This window comes from Sorangium sp. So ce281 (genome assembly GCF_051527395.1).
In the GTDB taxonomy this organism is placed as follows: Bacteria; Myxococcota_A; Polyangia; order Polyangiales; family Polyangiaceae; genus Sorangium; species Sorangium cellulosum_B.
The window spans coordinates 4,410,313-4,430,603 of sequence record NZ_CP150322.1 but is presented as its reverse complement, the minus strand read 5'-3'; the positions used below and the strand labels follow the sequence as shown (position 1 = coordinate 4,430,603).

Genomic DNA, 20,291 nt, shown 5'->3' with positions numbered 1-20,291 from the left:
GACCATGACGTGAGCGCGACCTATCGAGAGCTGCGCGAGCGCGCCTTCACGGCGAACATGGAGATCCCGCGCCGAGGGCTCGCGATCTACACGTTCGGCAACGTCTCGGCGTTCGATCGCGACAGGGGCGTCCTGGCGATCAAGCCGAGCGGCGTCCCTTACGATCGGCTGTCGGCCGACGACATGGTCGTGGTCGATCTGGAGGGGAAGGTGGTAGAAGGACACCTCCGCCCCTCCTCGGACACCAAGACGCATATCGTTCTCTACTCGAGCTTCCGCGGGTTGGGCGGCGTGGTGCACACGCACTCGACCTACGCGACCGGCTGGGCGCAGACAGGGATGCCGATCCCGATCTACGGTACGACGCACGCGGATCACCTGGCCGAGGACGTACCCTGCACCGAGGTGATGCGGCCGGACGCCGTGGAGGGCGATTACGAGACGGAGACGGGCAAGCAGATCATCGAGTGCTTCAGGGATCGTAACCCGCTTCACACACCCATGGTGCTGGTGGCGGGACACGGCCCGTTCGCGTGGGGAGAGGACGCCGAGAAAGCGGTGTACAATGCGGCCGTGCTTGAGGAGATCGCGAGGATGGCCTTCATCACCCGCACGATCCACCCGGGCGCCGCGCGCCTGCCCGACGCGCTCGTGCGCAAGCACTTCGACCGGAAGCACGGGAAGCGGGCGTATTACGGGCAGAAGTGACGCCGGACGTCGGAGGACGACGGCGAGGATGAGCGAGGTGCCTCATGGAACGAGGCGATGGACGACGAGAGGAGAGGAGCTGCGCCATGAAGAGGAGAAACTTTGTCACCACAGGGATGGTGGCGCTGGCCGGGCTGGCGCTGATCCTGGTCGGGCCGGGCTGTCAAAAGGAAAATAAGCAGATCACGCTCGGGTTCTCCCAGATCGGCGCGGAGAGCGAGTGGCGGACCGCGAACACGAAGTCGATCGAGGAGTCCGCCAAGGCGGCCGGGATCGATCTCAAGCTCTCCGACGCGCAGCAGAAGCAGGAGAACCAGATCAAGGCCATCCGGTCGTTCATCGCCCAGAAGGTCGACGTCATCGCCTTCTCGCCCGTGGTCGAGACCGGCTGGGAGCCCGTCCTGCGCGAGGCCAAGGAGGCCAAGATCCCCGTCATCCTGACCGATCGCGCGGTGGACACGAAGGACGACACCCTCTGGGTCAGCTTCATGGGGTCGGACTTCGTCGAGGAGGGCCGCCGCGCCGCGAAGTGGCTGGTCGAGAAGACGAAGGACCAGAAGGACCCGATCAACATCGTCGAGCTGCAGGGCACCGTCGGCTCGGCCCCCGCGATCGATCGCAAGAAGGGGTTCGAGGAGATCATCAAGGACAAGCCCCAGTTCAAGATCCTCCGCTCCCAGACGGGCGACTTCACGCGCGCCAAGGGCAAGGAGGTCATGGAGGCCTTCCTCAAGGCGGAGGGCAAGAACATCAACGTCCTCTACGCCCACAACGACGACATGGCGATCGGCGCGATCCAGGCCATCGAGGAGGCGGGGCTCAAACCCGGCAAGGACATCCTCATCATCTCGATCGACGCGGTGAAGGGCGCGTTCGAGGCGATGATGGCCGGCAAGCTCAACGTGACGGTCGAGTGCAGCCCCCTCCTCGGGCCGCAGCTGATGAGCGCCGTGAAGGACCTGAAGGAGGGCAAGCAGCTGCCGAAGCGCATCGTCACCGAGGAGGGCGTCTTCCCGATGGAGACCGCCGCTCAGGAGTTCCCGAAGCGCAAGTACTGAGCGCGCGTAACGGTGGCGCCGGGGAGGACGTGAGCGATGCAGAGCGGAGCCGTGCCCGTGCTCGAGATGAAGCGGATCTCCAAGGGGTTTCCTGGTGTGCAGGCGCTCTCGTCCGTCGATTTTCGCCTGCTGCCCGGGGAGGTGCACACGCTCATGGGGCAGAACGGCGCGGGCAAATCGACGCTGGTCAAGGTCCTGACCGGCGTCCACCCCCCGGATGACGGGCAGATCCTGCTCGAGGGCCGGGAGATCAGGCCCTCGAGCCCGCAGGACGCGCAGGCGCTCGGCATCAGCGCCGTGTTCCAGGAGGTGAACCTCTGCCCCAACCTCTCCGTGGCCGAGAACATCTTCCTCGGGCGCGAGGACGCCGGCGTCTTCGCGATCCGGTGGGGGGAGATGCGCCGGAAGGCGAGCGCCCTGCTCTCGGACCTCAACATCCACGTCGACGTCACCGCGCCGCTCTCGACCTTCTCGATCGCCGTGCAGCAGCTCGTCGCGATCGCCCGCGCGCTCTGCGCCAAGGCGAAGATCCTCGTCCTCGACGAGCCGACCTCGAGCCTGGCCGAGGACGAGGTGAAGACGCTCTTCTCGGTCATCCATCGGCTCAAGGCGCAGGGGATGGCGATCCTGTTCATCTCGCACTTCCTCGACCAGGTGTTCGAGATCTCCGACCGGATCACGGTGCTGAGGAACGGTCAGCTGGTCAGCGAGACGCCGGCCGCCGAGCTGTCGCGCATAGAGCTCGTCACGCGGATGGTCGGGCGCGAGGTCGCGGAGGACGGCCCGGCCCGGGCCGAGCGCGCGCGGGCGACGATGCCGGCGGGCGGGCAGGCGCCCCTGTTGCGGGCGCGAGGGCTCGGCAAGAAGGGCTCGGTCAGCGATGTCGATCTCGACGTGCAGCGCGGCGAAGCGCTCGGCCTCGCCGGCCTCCTGGGCGCCGGAAAGACGGAGACGGTGCGGCTCTTGTTCGGGCTCGACGGGGCGGACCAGGGATCCATCGAGATCGACGGGGAGCCGGCGCGCATCGGCTCGCCGCTCGACGCGATCGCGCGCGGCCTCGGCTTCTGCCCCGAGGACCGGAAGGTCGAGGGGATCCTCGGCGACCTCTCGCTGCGCGAGAACATCGTCGTCGCCCTCCAGGCCAAGCGCGGCATCTTCCGCAACCTGTCCCGGGACGAGCAGGACGACATCGCCCGCCGCTACATCCAGCGGCTCGGCATCGTGGCGGCCGACGCGGAGGTGCCCATCTCCAAGCTGAGCGGCGGCAACCAGCAGAAGGCGCTCCTGGCTCGCTGGCTGGCGACCGATCCGCGCATGCTCATCCTCGACGAGCCGACCCGCGGCATCGACGTGGCGGCCAAGGGCGAGATCATGGGCAAGGTCATGGAGCTCTGCGATCGGGGCATGGCGGTGGTGCTCGTCTCCTCGGAGATGGCCGAGGCGCTGCGCTACTCGGACCAGGTCGTCGTCCTGCGCGACCGGCGCAAGGTGGCGGAGCTCGCCACGAACAAGACCGACGAGCAGGCGGTCTACCAGATCATCGCGGGAGGTCAGCCGTGAGCGCGCCCGCCGCCTCCCTTCGCCGGCTCGCCAGCGGGAGCACGTTCTGGCCGCTGGCGATGCTCGGCTCCCTCCTGCTGTTCAACCTCCTCAGCAATCCGCAGTTCTTCGCGATCACGCTCAAGGACGGCCACCTCTACGGCAGCGTCATCGACATCCTGAACCGCGCATCGCCGCTCATGATCATCGCCATGGGGCTCACCCTGGTGATCGCCACCCGCGGCATCGACATCTCCGTCGGCGCGGTCGTGGCCATCTCCGGCGCGGTCGCGGCGGTGCTGATCGGCGGCGAGCTCTCGCCGAGCGGCGGGACCGGCATGGCGGACGCGACGCGTGTCCCGCTGCCGATCGTCGTCTGGAGCGCGCTGGGCGTGGCGCTGGCGCTCGGCATGTGGAACGGCACGCTGGTGTCGATCTTCGGCATGCAGCCGATCATCGCGACCCTGATCCTGCTCGTCACGGGGCGAGGCATCGCCCAGCTCATCACGGGCGGCCAGATCATCACCATCTACTACAGCCCGTATCACGTCATCGGGAACGGCTTCCTCCTGGGGATCCCTGTCTCGCTGTTCATCGTGGCGGGCGTGAGCGCCGTCGTCTGGCTCTTGACCCGCAAGACCGCGCTCGGCATGTTCATCGAGGCGATCGGCGTGAACCCGGTCGCCTCGCGGCTGGCGGGGATCCGCGCGCGCACGATCACCTTCGCCTGTTACGCCGTGTGCGGCCTGTGCGCCGGCATCGCCGGGCTCATCGTGAGCTCGAACGTCAAGAGCGCCGACGGGAACAACGCGGGCCTCCTCTTCGAGCTCGACGCCATCCTGGCCGTGGTCCTGGGCGGGACGTCGCTCTCCGGGGGCAAATTCACGCTGGCGGGGAGCGTCATCGGCGCCCTGATCATCCAGACGCTCACCACCACCATCTACTCGGCCGGCGTGCCCCCGGAGGTCAACCTGGTGGTGAAGGCGCTCGTCGTCTTCCTGATCACCATCCTGCAATCGCAGAAGGTCAGGGATCTCATCGCAAAGCAACGGACGAGGAGGGTGGTCACACCATGATCGACACCGCCGCCGTGACCGGACGGAGCGGCACCATCGCCGCGACCGGACGGAGCGGCACCACCGCCGCGACCGGGCGCTCCGTCCGGATCGACCCGAGGCACCTGCCGCTCGCGGTCACCAGCAGCCTGTTCGTGCTCATGTTCGCGGCCGGGTCGTACCTGTTCAACGGGTTCTTCTCGCTGCAGGTGTTCCTCAACTTCTTCATCGACAATGCGTTCCTCTTGATCACCGCCATCGGGATGACCTTCGTCATCCTCTCCGGCGGGATCGACCTCTCGGTCGGCTCGGTCATCGCGCTGACCACGATGGTCTCGGCGTCGCTCGTCGAGAAGCACGGCGTGAGCCCTGCCGTGGTCATCCCGCTCGTGCTGGCCATGGGGTCGGGCATCGGCCTCGTGATGGGGGTCGTCATCCAGTACTTCAAGGTGCAGCCCTTCATCGTCACGCTGGCGGGCATGTTCCTGGCGCGCGGGCTCTGTTACCTCATCAGCATCGACTCCATCACGATCCGCAACGGTTTCTACGTCGACGTCTCGTCGCACCGCATCCCGTTCCTGTTCGACACCTCGATCACCTGGAACGTAGTCATCGCGCTCGCGCTGTTCGCCGCGGCCATCTACGTCGCCCACTACACGAGCTTCGGCCGCACGGTCTATGCGATCGGCGGCAGCGAACAATCCGCCCTGCTCATGGGCCTGCCGGTGCCGCGGACCAAGGTGCTCATCTATACCTTGAGCGGGTTCTGCTCGGCGCTGGCGGGCATCGCCTTCACGTTCTACATGGTGTCCGGCTACGCGCTGCACGCCGGCGGAATGGAGATGGACGCCATCGCCGCCGTCGTCATCGGTGGGACCCTGCTGACCGGCGGCCATGGCACGGTCGTCGGCACCCTCTTCGGTGTGCTCATCTACGGTACAATCCAGACCCTCATCATGTTCGAGGGCACGCTCAGCTCCTGGTGGACCAAGATCGTCATCGGCCTGCTCCTCCTGGTCGCCTGCCTGCTCCAGCGGCTCTTCGAGCGGCGCGCCCGTACGGCGTGACAGGACGGGGATGAAGTGCGTTCCGCCAAGGTCCGTGTGGCTCCGATAGGCACTTTCGTGCCCGTTCATTGATCAATTCGGAAGCCCTCGGGAATTCAAGGATCCACAACAAGGAACTGAGAGGTCATCGTGCGCTCTTATGCAGCAGGGATTGTCACTTTCATTGGATTGATCGCGATGGGGTGCGGCTCGGACGAGCCCAATCCCAGTCCGGCGGGATCTAGCACCTCGTCCGGGCCAACCTCGACAAGCTCCGCGGGTCAGGGCGGATCCGGAGGTGGAACCGGCGGCGACGGCGGCGGCGGCGGCGACGGCGGCTCCGGGGGCACGGGTGGCTCTCCGAACGCCGGCGGCGGTGGGGCGGGCGGCGACGGCGACGCGGCCTTCGAGGTGACGACCTACCAGAACCCCGTTCTGCCCGGTGATCACCCGGACATGAACATCTACCGGGAAGGCGACGCCTTCTACCTGGTCGGGTCGAACTTCCACATGATGCCCGCCTTCGAGATCCTGCGCTCGACGGATCTCCTCCACTGGGAGCGCATGAACCGGGTGGTCCACTCCACCGCTCCCGCGCTGGAGGCGCAGCTCGGCCCGGGCCAGGGCACCTGGGGCGGCTTCATCGTCAAGGCCGGCGATGTGTACCGGGTCTATTACTCCATCGGGGCCACCCAGCATTTCTCCTCGGCGCCGAGCCTCGAGGGCCCGTGGTCAGAGCCCACCAAGGTCGACATCTTCCCCTACACGCCGCCCGGCAGCGAGGCCTCGTACGAACGAGGGACCGGCTCCGACAATTCGGTGTTCGTCGATCCCGACAGCGGCAAGACGTACATGATCATCAAGAACGGCCTGTGCAAATGGGACGCGGATCACCCCAACGACTTCGGCATCAACCTGGTCACGGAGATCGATCCCGACACCGGGATGCTGCTGCCCGAGTCGAGCATCGACATGAGCTTCATCAACTGGGACCAGGAGACCGGCGGCTGCGGCGACTTCACGAATCCTGACTGGAGCAAGTGGGCCGAGGGGCCGACGATGGCCAAGCGCGGCGAATGGTACTACTACTTCGTCTCGACGCACACGGCCTGCGGCGGCCAGCTGCACGCCTGGGCGTCGAAGAAGCTGGTCGGCAGCACCCCCGAGGACTGGACGTGGCTCGGCTACGTCCTTACCGGCGAGGAGCCGTACGCCGGCGTCCAGCACACCACGTCGCCGATCGCGCTGGAGGACGGCTCGTGGTGGGCCTTTGCCCACTCGTACGACTGCAGCAACGTGGGCACCGACGACACCAAGACCTCGAAGAACGGCGACTGGCAGGGGCTTGGCCGCGAGGGGCTGCTGCTGGAGGTGACCTGGGTCGACCAAGAGGTGAACGGGAAGACGATCCCGGTCCCGCGATTCCCGACCAAGAAGGGCGATCTGTCCGCGCCCAAGCTGCCGCAGAGCGGCGTGCCCTTCCTGCTGCCCGTGAACGACGATTTCTCGTCGGCCACGATCAACTCCGCGTGGACCACCTACGGCGCGTCGGAGGAAAAGTACTCCGTGGCGGATCGCCCGGGGTGGCTGCGGATCACGCCGGGTACCGGAGAGACCGCGTGGGTCGTTCAGAAGGACACGCTGCACTCGAGCAGCATGGTCGCGAGGGTCGAGTTCACGCCTGCGGCCGACGGGGACGCGGCCGGCATCCGCGTGGGCAACGGCTACTGGCAGGACGAGCAGGTGCTTTCCTGCCCGACGTGGATGAACGACAGCGAGCAGTTCAGGCTCCCCGCCATCATGGACGTCTCGGTGGCGCGGGTCATGGAGGGCGAGGAAGACATGATTCGCTTCTCCTTCCGGTCCCGCTCGGTGCAGGCCCCGGCCGAGGCGGGGGCTGCGTACACCGAGCTTGCCGAGCCGGTCGTCGTGGGCGCGTCGGTCCCCGCACCCTCCGGGAAAGCGGTCTGGCTGAAGCTGGTCCGCTCCGAGCACAAGGCTACGGGCTGGTTCAGCACGGATGGCGTCGAATGGACCCAGGTAGGCACCGAGGTCGACATCTCCACGCTCGACGGGTTCTATGCCATGGCTCACACCTGGATTGGCAACCAGGCCGGCATGTTCGCGACCAATAGCCGTGCCTACTTCGACCTGTTCACCTATCGTGACGGATTCACCCCGATCCCGGCCGCGGAGGCGGACCAGCAGTCCGGTGCCCAGGTCGTGCCGAGCACGTCGGCGGGGCCGGTGCTCGGTGATCTGGAGAACGGCGATTGGGCCATGTTCGGGAGCGTCGACCTCGGCAGCGGGGGTGTACAGTCGAAGGCGATCGCGCTGGAGGCCTCGAGCGCCGGGGACGGCGGCACCGTGGAGGTCTGGATCGATCCGCTGGCAGGCGGCTCGATGATCGGCACCTGCGCCCTCCCCGGTACCGACGGCTGGGAGAAGTGGACGACGACGACGTGCAACGTGGCGCCCACGTCGGGCACGCACGAGGTCTACTTGAAGGTGAAGGGCGGCCAGGGCGAGCTCGTGCGCCTCGCATCGCTGCGTTTCGTGCCCACCAACTGACCTGCCCGCCATGGGTGGCAAAGCCGCCGGCGGAGTCGCCGGCGGCCGCCCCCTTCCCGGCCGGCCTGACGGCCGCGAGCAGCGAGGAAGCTGCGGCTGGACCTGAACCTCCAAGAAGTGTGGCGCGGCCCCGTACGCCCGCCGGAGCCGGCGCGCTCGGGGCCGACGGGCCTGCCGCTCTCGCCGTGGCAGGCGTGATCAGATCGGCGCGCTCGGGGAATCTCTGAGGCCGACCAGCGAGCCATTCCTCGTGGCAGCGAGGGGCTGTGCGGTCGTGTCCACGCCTGCTCACGCGCATCTCGCGCGTCCGCTGGGGCTTGTCGTCCATTCGCATGAACAGCCGGGAAGGCCGTACATGACACACTTCGGAAACGATTTCAGAGCCAGCGAGTTGGCGCAGTCCCATGGGGGAGCCATCGGCGCGCAGCGCGTCGGTCATCCCTGTTCCGGCCGGCCCAGGCGAGCGCTCGGCGCGCTCTGGGCCACCTGGAGGCCCATGGTGCGGATGGGGATCCTCTGCGGGGTACTGCCCCTCTCGTTGACCGTGCTGGGGGCTGGTTGTTCGGGATCGGATGAAGCCTCGCCGAAGCCCGGCGATCCGGGCGCGACGGCGGGAGCAGGCGCCGGCGCGCCGACCGGAGGAGGCGCCGGCGGCGGCTCGGCGACCGGAGGAGGCGCCGGCGGCGGCTCGGCGACCGGAGGAGGCGCCGGCGGCTCGGCGACGGGAGATCCCGACCCGCCCCACCCGGAGGATCCTGAGAAGTACGTCGCGTTCGAGCCCACCCCCGACAGCTTCCCCATGGCCGCGGAGGGCAAGGCCGCGCCGCTTGTCGTGAGCTCGAGCGATTTCCCGGGCGTCATCCGGGTCGTGAACGATCTCAAGGCCGATATCGGCCGGGTCACCCGGATCGAACCGCAGGTCTCGCTCGACGAGATCCCGGCCACGGACGACGTGGTGATCATCGGGACCCTGGGCAGGAGCCCGCTCGTGGACCAGCTGGTGAGCGCCAACAAGCTCGACGTCACCGGGATCGAGGGCAAGTGGGAGACATCCCTCCTGCAGGTCGTGAGCGACCCGGCGCCGGGCGTTCGCCGCGCGTTCGTGATCGCCGGCAGCGACCAGCGCGGGACGATCTTCGGCGCGTACGACGTCTCGAGGAACATCGGCGTGTCGCCCTGGTACTACTGGGACGACGTCCCGGCGCACAGGCACCCCGCGCTGTACATCCTGCCGGGGCGCTACTCGCAGGGGGAGCCGAAGGTGAAGTACCGCGGCTTCTTCATCAACGACGAGAACCCCGCCCTGGGCACCTGGGCCCGCAACACGTTCGGCCCCGCGCCCAACGCGAGCCACCAGGACGGCTTCGATCACGAGCTCTACGCCAAGGTCTACGAGGTGATGCTCCGCCTCAAGGCGAACTACCTGTGGCCGGCCGTGTGGGGCAGGTCGCTCTTCGACGACGATCCCGAGAACCAGAAGCTGGCCGCCGAGTACGGGATCGTGATGGGGACCTCGCACGAGGCCCCGATGATGCGGGCGCAGGACGAGTGGAACCGCTATGGAAGCGGTCAGTTCAACTTCGACCAGAACACGGAGTTCCTGAAGAAGTACTGGACCGACGGCATCAAGCGGATGGGGAGCTACGAGAGCGTGGTGACCGTCGGGATGCGCGGCAACGGCGACCTCCCCATCGACAACGGCGGCAACATCGATCTGATGCAGCGGATCGTGAAGACGCAGCGGGAGATCCTGGGCCAGGTCACGGGCAAGGACGTCACCACCATCCCGCAGGTCTGGACGCTCTACAAGGAGGTCCAGGCCTTCTGGGACGACGGCATGCGGGCGCCGGACGACGTGATCATCAACTGGTGCGACGACAACTGGGGCAACATGCGCGAGCTGCCCGATCTGTCCGCGCCGCCGCGGTCCGGCGGGTACGGGCTCTATTACCATTTCGACTACGTGGGCGGCGGCCGGAACTACAAGTGGGTGGACACCAACCTCCTCCCCAACATCTGGGAGCAGCTCCACCTGTCGTACCGCTATGGCGTCGATCGGCTCTGGATGGTGAACGTGGGCGACCTGAAGAACGAGGAGCACCCGCTCGAGTTCTTCCTGGACTACGCGTGGAACCCCGAGCGGTGGCCGATCGAGCGGCTCCCCGTGTGGGAGAGGAAGTGGGCGGCGCAGCAGTTCGGGCCGGAGCACGCGGCCGAGATCGCCGAGGTCCTGACCATGTACTCGAGGCTCCAGTCGCGCCGGAAGCCCGAGCTGCTCAACCGGCTCATCACGGTCAGGGCCGGCGCCAACATCGCCCAGGACCCGAACAACGCCATCGTCTATTCCGACGGCAGCCCGTTCAGCCTCACCAATTACAGCGAGGCGGAGCGGGTCGTCGCGGAGTGGCAGGCGCTCGCGGCCGAGGCGGAGCGCCTCAACCAGGAGCTGCCGGAGGAGTACCGGGACGCCTACTACCAGCTCGTGCTCTATCAGGTGAAGGCCAGCGCCAACCTGTACGAGCTCCGCCTGGCCGGGTTCAAGAACATCCTCTACGCCGCTCAGGGGCGCGCCGCGACCGGCGACATGGCCGCGGCCGCCGAGGCTCGGCTCGCCGACGACAAGGCGATGTCGCGCTACTACAACGAGACGCTGGCCGGCGGGAAGTGGAAGGGCTTCCAGACGCAGCCGAAGATCGGCTACGGCGGGAACTATCCGGACTCGGGCTGGCAGCAGCCGGAGAGGAACAACACCGTCCTGGAGGACTTCATCTGGCCGTCGCTCAAGCAGATCAACGTGCCGAACAGCGCGAGCATGGGCGTGGCCATCGACGGGTCCGACAAGTACTGGCCCGCAGAGCGGACGGCCGCGGTGCTGCCCGAGTTCAGCCCGTTCCAGACCCACCCGGCGCAGTACATCGAGGTCTTCAACCGCGGGCAGCAGGCCTTCGACTACCAGATCGCGGCGTCCGTGCCGTGGGTGAAGATCACGCCGAACAACGGCAAGATCGAGAAGGAGGTGCGCGCCCTCGTGAGCGTCGACTGGAGCGCTGCGCCCGAGGGGACGACGGAGGTGCCCATCACCGTGACGGGCCCGAGCGGCGGCAGCGTGGTCGTGCAAGCCATTGTCAAGAATCCGGCCGTGAACCTCGCAGAGCTCGAAGGGTTCGTGGAGAGCAACGGTTATGTCTCCATCGAGGCGGAGCACTTCACCCGGGCCGTGAGCGCGGATCCGATCTCCTGGCAGCTCATCCCGCACATCGGCCGGACGGAATCGGGCATGACGCCGTTCCCGGTCACCTCGGCGAGACAGACGCCCGGCGGAGAGAGCCCGCGCCTCGAGTACAAGATGAACCTCTTCACGAGCGGGAAGGTGACGGTCTGGGCCTACCTGTCGCCGAGGAACAACGTGCGGCACTCCGACGGCCTGAAGTACGCCGTGTCGATCGACGATGGGCAGCCGCAGATCGTCAATACCACCACCGCGCTCAACGGCATTCCCATGAACAAGTCCTGGGAGAGGAACACGTCCGACAACGTGAACCTCACGTCGACCACGCACACCATCGCTCAGCCGGGCGAGCACGTGCTGAAGTTCTGGATGGTCGACCCGAGCGTGGTGGTGCAGAAGCTCGTGGTGGACACGGGCGGGCTCAAGCCGAGCTACCTGGGGCCGCCGGAGAGCTACCGCGCGACGAAGTAGCGAGTCGCGCGCAGCAAGCAGTGCAAGCGCCGGGGAGACGCGGCGTACCAACCTGGATCGGGTCGCCGGCATTCTTGCCACACCGAGACACTTCGCGACGTCCGTCCACGGCGCGTCGGTCCTGCCCGTGCCGCGAGCGCCGAGCCGCAGGCTTGGCATACGGCTTGCGATCCTTGCGATCGCCAGCAGAGGCCGACACGATGGAGGCCGCTCAACCCACCATGACCAATCGCTTCGACAGCCTGATCGCGCGCCTGCGCAGCGCATGGAAGCGGACCAAGCAGCCCACCGCCCCGCGCGCTTACCGCTGCCAGTGCGAAAGGCCGGTGTTCTTCCGCAACAGCGAATGCCTGGGCTGCAAGACGGCGCTCGGCTACGAGCCCGAGCGCGCCCAGGTCCTGCCGCTCGAGGCCGGTCCGACCGAGGGCGCCTGGCAGATCTGGCACGACACGGCGGACCCGCCGCGGCTCTACAGGCGCTGCGCCAACTTCGACCTGGCGTCGGGCTGCAACTGGCTGATCCCGGCGGCGGAGGCGCCCCCGCTCTGCGCCGCGTGCCGGCTCAACCGCACCATTCCAGACCTCTCCGTCGCCGAGCACCAGGCGCTGTGGGGCCTGCTCGAGACGGCCAAACGACGGCTCGTGTCGCAGCTCCTGGCGCTGAACCTGCCGGTGAAGTCCAAGATCGGCGAGGATCCGGAGCGCGGCATCTGCTTCGACTTCCTCGCCTCGCCGCCCGACGGGCCCAGGGTGATGACCGGCCACGCCGACGGCGTGATCACGCTGAACATCGAGGAGGCGGACGACGCCACGCGCGAGCGCACCCGCGCCGCGATGCGCGAGCCCTACCGCACGCTGCTCGGGCATTTCCGGCACGAGGTCGGCCATTACTACTGGGACCGCCTGGTGCGCGACAGCGGGTGGCTGGCGCCGTTCCGGGAGCTGTTCGGCGACGAGCAGCAGGACTACGCCGCCGCGCTGAAGGCCAACTACGAGCAGGGGCCGCCGCCCGACTGGCCCGAGCGCTTCGTCAGCGCCTACGCCAGCATGCACCCGTGGGAAGACTGGGCCGAGACCTGGGCCCATTATCTCCACATGGTCGACACCGTCGATACGGCGCTCAGCTTCGGCATCGACGCCGACGAGGTGGAGCTCGACGTCGAGCCATGGGGCGCGGACGCGCTGTGGCGGCCGGACGACCGAGGGGCCGAGACCTTCCTGGGCTTCTTGAACGCCTGGGTGGAGCTGACGGCCGTGCTCAACGAGATGTCGCGCAGCATGGGCCAGCATGACTTTTACCCGTTCGTGCTGCCGCGCCCCGCCGTGGCGAAGCTGCAGTTCATCCACCTCGTGGTGAACGGGGCCTCGCCGGCGATGCGCTAGCCGGCGGAGCACTCACGGCGGGGCGCTCGCCCGCGCCTACCGCCCGTACAGGCGCTGGAGCCGCTTCACGAACTCCGGCTTGAACACGCCGTCCACGCGGATCGAGTACCGGAAGAACGGGTCCGGCTCGACCCCGTGGTAATCCATGTCGTTGAACCAGTAGATGGGCGCGCGGACGACCGTGCGCTCCTCCCCTGCCCTGTCGCAGACATAGAAGCGCTTGTCGCCGCGCGGGTCGAACGAGATGGACTGCGCCGCGCCGATCGCGCTCCCCGGCTCGGTGTCCCGGTGCGCGGGCGCGTGATCGTTCGCCTCGAGGCCGAAGATCACGCACCGCCCGATCTCGACGAACGGCAGGCCCCGGATGAACTCGACCGTCCGGGGGAACATCGCCTTGGCCTCCGCCGAGAAGTCCTTGCCTGCGCCCGAGTGCTTGTCTTCCCAGCGATCGTTCTCGAGCAGATGATAGCAGACCTTCCAGGGGAAATAGACGCCATAGCGGTATTTCAGGTACAGCATCTGCGCCCGCGTGAGCGGGTGATCCGTCTCGTCCCCGAACGTGTACTCGCGCCGCCGGTCGGGATCGAAGGCGGACGGGTCGTCGCCGAGCGCGATGAAGTCGCAGAACTCGTCGCGCGAGAAGCCCCCGATGACCTGCCCGTAATCCGCGTACGGGTCGTCGTGCACCCAGGGCGCGACCACGCCCATCCATTTCAGGCTGCCGCCGGTGTACGAGGGCTCGGCCCGGCAGAGGCCGCGCACGATCTCGCGATCGAGCTCGGGGAAGCACGCCGCGTCGATCAGCGGCGACAGGTCGATGTACGGGCGGCCCCACAGGCCGCAGAGCTTGCTCATGCCGTCCTCGCTCCGAGCGGTACCCGCGCGCGACCATGCCGTCAAACGTGTGGGCGCCGTCCTCCACCAGGGCGCAGGTCGACGGGGCGTAGCCCGGCGCGAACGCCGCCGGGTGGAAGTACCTGCCGCCGATCACGAGCGTCCGGTCGGGCGCACGCGTGACCCAGCCGGCGGGCGGGCCGCGCTCGCGAACAGGTTGCCGAACCACCGCCGCGGTCCGCCGCCGAGCGGCATGGACGCGCAGCGCGGGCGCGAAGCGCTCGGGACCGAACGCCTCGGGGGCCTCCCAGAAGGATGGGCCGTGGCGCAGGCACCGAATTCGACTCCCGCCCGAATTGTTCAATCCACCGACATGCGCGTGACGTCTCGCATCGAGGCATAGGCGAGTATGCCTATACATCGAGTCAGCCGGCTTGGGTACGACGTCGTGGCAGTCACCTGCATCGGGCGAACGCGGCTTCTTCGATGCATGGTTGAATTGTCAATACAAGGAAATAAGTGGCTTTCGCCGCTTGAAACCTCGGCGCCAAGCGGACACTGGAGAAATAAAATGAGGTCGATACGTTCCTACGTTGCTACGAAACTGAGCGTTCTCGGTCTCCTGAGCATCGGCATCTGGGCCTGTGGTGAGGCCGATGACGGTGGTACGTCCTCGACCGGCGGAGGCGCCCCTGACGGGACCACCACCAGCAGCGCGGAGGCCACGGGCACGGGCGGTACGGCCACGAGCGGCGCCGGAGGCGCGGCAGCCGGCAGCACCTCGAGCAGCAGCAGCACCAGCAGCAGCAGCAGCACCGCAAGCACCGCGGAGGCCAGCAGCTCGGCCAGCGGCGGAGAGACGGTCGGCACGGGCGGGGACCCGGCCGAGTGCGTCAAGGGCCAGACCAAGGGGAATCAAGTCGCGGTCATCGGCGAATCGTTCATCGCCGCGACGCACGGCATCACGCAGCAGATCGAGAAGCAGGCCAAGGCCAACGGCTCCCTCCCCCAGAACGACCGCTACATCGACAACTCGGTCAGCGGCACGACGCTGGCCAACGATCAGATCCCCAGCCAGTACCGCAAGGCCGCGGAGAACGGCATGATCAAGTACGTGCTGATGGATGGCGGCGGGAACGACTGCTTGCTGAGAGGGGACGGCGACGGGGCCCTCGCGGCGGCGAAGTCGCTGTTCGAGACCATGGAGAAGGACAACGTCGAAAAGGTGGTCTATTTCTTCTATCCAGACCCCATCGGAAACAACTTCTCGTCGCTCAAGAGCTGCCTCGACACGCTCCGGCCGAAGATGAAGGAGCTGTGCGACGGGCTCACGTCGCCGAAGTGCTACTGGCTGGACCTTCGTCCGACCTGGAACGGACACAACGACTATACGCAAGACGGAATCCACCCCACCTCTGCCGGTAGCATCGCCACCGGAGATGCAGTCTGGGAAGTGATGAAGGAGAACTGCGTCGCGCAGTAACGAGAGATCGGTCCACGGGCGACCCCACCGGCCGCAGCGCTCGCTCATGCCGTCCCCGCGCGGAGCGCCGAGAGGTACCTGCGCGCGACCAGGCCGTCGAAGGCGTGGACGCCGTCTTCCACCATGGCGTAGGTCGACGGCGTGTAGCCGGGCGCGCGGATCCCGCGCTGCTGCCGCTCGCAGATGGCGCGGTCTTCCCGGTTCACCGCGTCCCAGAAGGTGAACACGTCGCCCGGATCGAAGCCTTTCGTGAACGCCGCTGGGTGGAAGTACGTGTCGGCGATCACGAGCGTCCGGTCGGGCGCGCGCGGGGCGAGCCGGTACGTGAGCAGGTAGTCGGGCTGGAGGCTCGTGAGCAGGCCCGGGAAGAGCATGGCGTCGCGCACGCGCCGCCGCTCCGCCTCGGGCACGATGAGCGGCCGCGCGCCGGGCGCCGCGCTCGTCGAGACGGTGTCGGCGCCCGGCGCGAGGTCCATGACGCCGCCGAGCCACGGGCCCCCCCGGCCCCAGGACACGGCGTCGTCGCACGGGGTCAGCCGCTCCAGCGCGGGGTGCACGCGCGGGAAATGGTGAGACTCCTGGAAGTTCTCCGCGCAGAGCTTCCAGTTCGCGGCGACCTCGTACTCCACCCGCCTGCCCCGCCGGAGCGAGCGCAGCCCGGGGCGCGCGAGCCAGGGCGGCGCCTCGCCGATCGCGCTCTCGAGCGGCGGCGCGCCGGGATCGAGCGTCACGAAGAGGAAGCCGAAGAGGGCGCCGGCGCGCGCCGGGAGGAGCCCGTGCGCGCCGCGGTCGAAGCCGGGCGGCGCGTGGGGCGCGGCGCGCAGCGCGCCGGAGAGCTCGTAGGTCCAGCCGTGGTACGGGCACTCGAGGTGCGCGAGGCGGCCGCACGGGCCGTCGAGCAGCGTCGCCGCCCGGTGGCGGCAGACGTTGTGGAACGCGCGGATCTCCAGATCGGCGCCGCGGAGGACGACGACGCCCGCCGGCGTGAGGGGGGCGAGCAGCCACTCTCCTGGGCGGGCGATCTCGTCCTCGCGGCCGACGCAGAGCCAGGAGCGCCCGAAGATCTCGGCCTGCTCGAAGGCAAAGACGTCCTCGTCCCAGTACGCGCGCGCGGGCAGCGGCCGGGCGCTGGGGAGCGGCGCAAGCACCGCGTCGAGATCGGCGGGGGTGAGAGGGAGCTCCGGCAAGGCGGGCGATGCTACCAGAACGAGGGCGCGGATCGCGCCGCCCGGGAGCGGCTCAGGGGGGCGGGCTGCGGATCAGCACCCGAGGATGCTGGCGTTGCCGCACGAGTAAAAACACTCGTCGCAGTTCACGCATGTGTCGTAGTTGAGATAGAGCCGCGCTCCGTCCGGATGTCTGTCCATGCACGCGGTGAAGCAGGCGTCGTCCCCGTCCTTGCAGGTCACGGCGCATCGAGCGAACAGGATGCAGTCGTCGTCGAGGATGCACGCATCGAGCTCATCGGCGCAGCTCCCCTGGGCCGCGCATCCGACGCACCCGCTCGTGTCGCTGCCGCACTCGTCGAGGTCGTCGCAGGTCAGGGTGGCGTTGCAATCGGCGAGGTCCGTGCCCTCCTCGCAGAGGCCGGTGCCTTCGGGCTCGTCGCAGACGCCGTTGTTCTTGGAAGCGCACGGCGCGCCTGCCGCGCAGTCCGCGACGTCCGTGCCCTCGTCGCAGAGGCCGGTGCCCTCGGGCTCGTCGCAGACGCCGTCCCGCACGCGGTCGCACGGCGCGAGCTTGCAATCGTCGACGTCCGTGCCCGCCGGACACCGGCCCGTGCCCTCGGGCTCGTCGCAGGTGCCGTCGCCGGTCGAGGGACAGGAAGAGAGGCAGTCGGCGGCGTCGGTCCCGGCCGGGCATTTGCCGGTGCCCTGGGGCTCGTCGCAGATGCCATCACCCGCGCTGGGACATTGGCCCGTGGGTTCGAGACAGCCCAGGAGGGCCGCCGCAAGGACGTCGCAGACCTCCGCCAGGTGATGACCGTCCACGCACCGGCCCTCCAGCCGGACACAGTCGATGTACGCCGCGTGCTCGTCCTGGCAGCGCTCCTCGGCTCGCTTGGCGCTGGCCTCCTCCTCGGCCTCGCACAGGCCCTCTTTGTCGCCAGAGCAGTCCTCGCAGGCGCAGCGGGCCTCGCAGACCGTCCCGTAGACCGGCTGCTCGGTCTTGCCATCATCGCTCCCCGAGCTGGCGCAGGCCGCGAATAGACCGGCGATCGCTGCTGTGATCATCACGTGTCGGACACGCATGGGGTCTCCTCATCCTCTGGCTGAAATGAGAGGTCGTCCGCGGACGCGCAGGGCCCCGACGCGACGCGGCAAGGGCAAGACGACATGGCTGGCGCTGGAAGCACCAGGGCACCCTTCACCTGCGCACACGGCGCCCGACCGCCTTTCGTTTCGTCTGTGACTGGAAAATTCAACTCAAAGAAAACGGCTACCTATACCAGCTCCGACGGCTGCCGGTCAATCGTCGCGAGGCGGCGCTTGAGTCGACAGCGGGCGGGGGCAGCGGCCGCCGCTGCGCTCGTGGCGACAGGGGCGGAATGGCCAGAACTTCACGGAACTCGGGAGGTGCGCTCGATGCGCTCGGGCTTGCCAGCGAGCTGAGGAGCGGACGCCCGAAACCTCACGGACATCGTGAGGTGCGCTCCGGCTCGGGAAGGTGCTGAGGAGAAGAGAGACGCGCAGGTCGGCAAGGACGGCTCGCCGGACGGGTGGAACGGGTGAAAACGAGTGGAGAAGAGAGCGTCGCGACCTCCAAAACGCGCTCCACGAACGTTGAGCGGACGCGACAATCGCGCGCGCTCGGCCGTCGAAAAGCTGCTTCGCTCGTCGCTGGCCCCGGGGCGCGGATGAGCGTGGACGAGGTAGGATGCGGACTGCGCGGGCGCCCTCCGCCCGAAAGCGCCGTGAAGGAGTAAAGAGGCGTTGGCATCCGCGCCGTTTCGACAGAAGATGCGTGCGCGCGTATCGCGCTGCGGCTCCTTGCCTCCGACGGCCGGCGCCGCGTCACTGGACCCCTACCGGCTGGAGAGCAGCGGATGAAGATGCGATCTTTGGTGTGTCTCTTCGTTCTTGGACTGATGACGACGACGGCGTGCGGCGACGACGACTCGACGATCATCGGGACTGGGGGCGGCGGGGGTGCGGGCGGCGGCACCGGCGGTGAAGGCGCCACCTCGGCCAGCAGCACGACAGGAAACGGCGGCAGCGATGCCGGCACCGGCGGCACCGGCGGCGGCACCGGCGGCGGTGACACGGGCGGCGGCGGCGCCGGCGGCGCCGGCGGCACCGGCGGCACCGGCGGCGGCGACGCGGGCGGCGGCGGCGCGGGCGGCACCGGCGGCACCGGCGGCGGCGACACGGGCGGCGGCGGCGCGGGCGGCGGCACCACCTCGAGCTCGGCCTCATCGAGCAGCGCGTCCTCGACCTCGGCCGCTGCCACCACCGGCGCTGGCGGCGACGGCGGCGGTAGCGTCACCTCGACCTCGGCCGCTGCCACCACCGGCGCCGGCGGCGACGGCGGCGGCAGCGTCTCCTCGACCTCGGCCGCTGCCACCACCGGCGCTGGCGGCGACGGCGGCGGCAGCGTCTCCTCGACCTCGGCCGTTGCCACCACGGGCGCCGGCGGCGACGGCGGCGGCAGCGTCACCTCCACGACCTCGGTCACCACGGGCGCCGGCGGCGACGGCGGCGGCAGCGTCACCTCCACGACCTCGGTCACCACGACCGCGGCCACCACGGGCGCTGGCGGCGACGGCGGCGGCAGCGTCACCTCCACGACGTCGATCACCACCACCAGCGCCGGCGGCGGCGAGCTCGGTGGCCCAGGCGCTGCCTGCGCCAGCGATGCGATGTGCGCGAGCGGCTTCTGCCTCGTGGAGAGCGAGTCTGGCTTGCCTTCCGGCTACTGTACCGCCGGCTGTGGGTCGGACGACGACTGTGGCGACGGCATCTGCATCCCGGTGGACGACACACTCTCCATCTGCATGGCCGCGTGTGCGACGTCGGCCGACTGCCGCGACGGCTATAGGTGCGACGACGGCTTCTGCTGGCTTGGCTGCACCAGCGACGATCAGTGCACGGAGGTGGGCTCGTGCCACGAGGCGTCCGGCGGCTGCTTCCTTCCGGACGGCAGCCCTTGCGAGACGGACGCCGAGTGCGGTGGCTTCCTCTGCATCACCGAGGCCGTGGACGGCTATCCGGGCGGCTTCTGCACGGGTCTCTGCGAGGATGACAGCGACTGCGATGGCGGCATCTGCAGCGCCTCAGGCTACTGCCTCATCGAGTGCGCCACGTCCGCGGACTGCCGCGACGGCTATGGGTGCACGGCGGGGCTCTGCGCTCCGGCCTGCACCAGCGACGCTCAGTGCACGGGCGACGGTGCAACCTGCCTTGTGGACCTGGGTCACTGCGTCCCGCCGCCCGGCGAAGGCGCCGACGGTGTCTCTTGCACGGCGGACGGCGACTGCGCCGGCCTCTTCTGCGTCCCCGAGGAGTGGGGCTGGCCCGGCGGCTACTGCTCGGGCTACTGTGACGCATCGAATCCCTGCGCCGGCGGCGGGGTCTGCGCATCGGACGACACCTGCAACAGCGCGTGCGCGACGACGGACGACTGCCGCAGCGGCTATACGTGCACGCCGGAGGGCTGCGTCCCGGCGCCGGCCGAGGGCGCCGACGGCGACCCTTGCACCGCCGACAGCCAGTGCATCGGCGGTCTCTGCTACACCCCCTGGCCCGGCGGCTCCTGCACGGGCTTCTGCGATACGGACGGCGACTGCGCCGAGGGCGGCGTCTGCGCATCGGACAGCACCTGCAACCACGCGTGCGCGACGAATGGCGACTGCCGCGACGGCTATGTGTGCGCGGCGGAGGAGGGCTGCGTCCCGGAATGATGACCCGATGACGGG

13 protein-coding genes are annotated in these 20,291 nt (G+C 68.7%); 10 read left to right on the top strand and 3 right to left on the bottom strand.

Annotated features, from left to right (window positions below; all coding sequences use genetic code 11):
* The first annotated feature begins 9 nt into the window (after positions 1–9).
* From WMF27_RS16680 to WMF27_RS16645, 8 genes are all read left to right on the top strand, one after another.
* Positions 10–708 carry an L-ribulose-5-phosphate 4-epimerase gene (locus tag WMF27_RS16680; RefSeq protein ID WP_437767890.1) on the top strand — a complete coding sequence of 233 codons (699 nt, stop codon included), beginning with the start codon at positions 10–12 and terminating at the stop codon, positions 706–708.
* An 86-nt stretch (positions 709–794) separates the two neighbouring features.
* Entirely contained in the window at positions 795–1,766 is a 972-nt protein-coding gene (locus tag WMF27_RS16675) for an ABC transporter substrate-binding protein (protein WP_437767891.1), read from the top strand.
* Between the two features lie 36 nt (positions 1,767–1,802).
* A complete protein-coding gene (locus tag WMF27_RS16670; protein WP_437767892.1) occupies positions 1,803–3,326 on the top strand; it encodes a sugar ABC transporter ATP-binding protein in 1,524 nt (507 codons plus the stop codon).
* Positions 3,323–4,381: an ABC transporter permease gene (locus WMF27_RS16665; RefSeq protein WP_437767893.1), complete on the top strand. Its 1,059-nt coding sequence runs from the start codon at positions 3,323–3,325 to the stop codon at positions 4,379–4,381. Before WMF27_RS16670 ends, WMF27_RS16665 begins: the two co-directional genes overlap by 4 nt.
* A complete protein-coding gene (gene yjfF, locus WMF27_RS16660) occupies positions 4,378–5,427 on the top strand; it encodes a galactofuranose ABC transporter, permease protein YjfF (protein ID WP_437767894.1) in 1,050 nt (349 codons plus the stop codon). Before WMF27_RS16665 ends, yjfF begins: the two co-directional genes overlap by 4 nt.
* Positions 5,428–5,817: 390 nt before the next feature.
* Positions 5,818–7,977: a family 43 glycosylhydrolase gene (locus tag WMF27_RS16655; RefSeq protein WP_437767895.1), complete on the top strand. Its 2,160-nt coding sequence runs from the start codon at positions 5,818–5,820 to the stop codon at positions 7,975–7,977.
* Positions 7,978–8,473: 496 nt separating this feature from the next.
* Entirely contained in the window at positions 8,474–11,677 is a 3,204-nt protein-coding gene (locus WMF27_RS16650; RefSeq protein ID WP_437767896.1) for a glycosyl hydrolase 115 family protein, read from the top strand.
* Positions 11,678–11,898: 221 nt separating this feature from the next.
* Positions 11,899–13,059, top strand: coding sequence for a zinc-binding metallopeptidase family protein (locus tag WMF27_RS16645; protein ID WP_437767897.1), 1,161 nt, complete (start codon positions 11,899–11,901; stop codon positions 13,057–13,059).
* 36 nt (positions 13,060–13,095) lie between these two features.
* On the opposite strand, the gene WMF27_RS16640 is transcribed toward WMF27_RS16645, so the two are convergent.
* The gene (locus WMF27_RS16640; RefSeq protein ID WP_437767898.1) at positions 13,096–13,914 is read right to left on the bottom strand and encodes a hypothetical protein; all 819 of its coding nucleotides are present in this window, start codon (positions 13,912–13,914) and stop codon (positions 13,096–13,098) included.
* Positions 13,915–14,464: 550 nt separating this feature from the next.
* Between WMF27_RS16640 and WMF27_RS16635 the strand changes: the two genes are divergently transcribed.
* A complete protein-coding gene (locus WMF27_RS16635) occupies positions 14,465–15,376 on the top strand; it encodes an SGNH/GDSL hydrolase family protein (protein ID WP_437767899.1) in 912 nt (303 codons plus the stop codon).
* A gap of 44 nt (positions 15,377–15,420) precedes the next feature.
* On the opposite strand, the gene WMF27_RS16630 is transcribed toward WMF27_RS16635, so the two are convergent.
* Both WMF27_RS16630 and WMF27_RS16625 read right to left on the bottom strand, forming a co-directional pair.
* Positions 15,421–16,563 carry an aromatic ring-hydroxylating oxygenase subunit alpha gene (locus tag WMF27_RS16630; RefSeq protein ID WP_437767900.1) on the bottom strand — a complete coding sequence of 381 codons (1,143 nt, stop codon included), beginning with the start codon at positions 16,561–16,563 and terminating at the stop codon, positions 15,421–15,423.
* 72 nt (positions 16,564–16,635) lie between these two features.
* The gene (locus WMF27_RS16625) at positions 16,636–17,628 is read right to left on the bottom strand and encodes a latent transforming growth factor beta-binding protein (RefSeq protein ID WP_437767901.1); all 993 of its coding nucleotides are present in this window, start codon (positions 17,626–17,628) and stop codon (positions 16,636–16,638) included.
* Between the two features lie 794 nt (positions 17,629–18,422).
* Here WMF27_RS16625 and WMF27_RS16620 point away from each other — a divergent pair.
* The gene (locus tag WMF27_RS16620; RefSeq protein ID WP_437767902.1) at positions 18,423–20,276 is read left to right on the top strand and encodes a hypothetical protein; all 1,854 of its coding nucleotides are present in this window, start codon (positions 18,423–18,425) and stop codon (positions 20,274–20,276) included.
* Positions 20,277–20,291 lie beyond the last annotated feature (15 nt).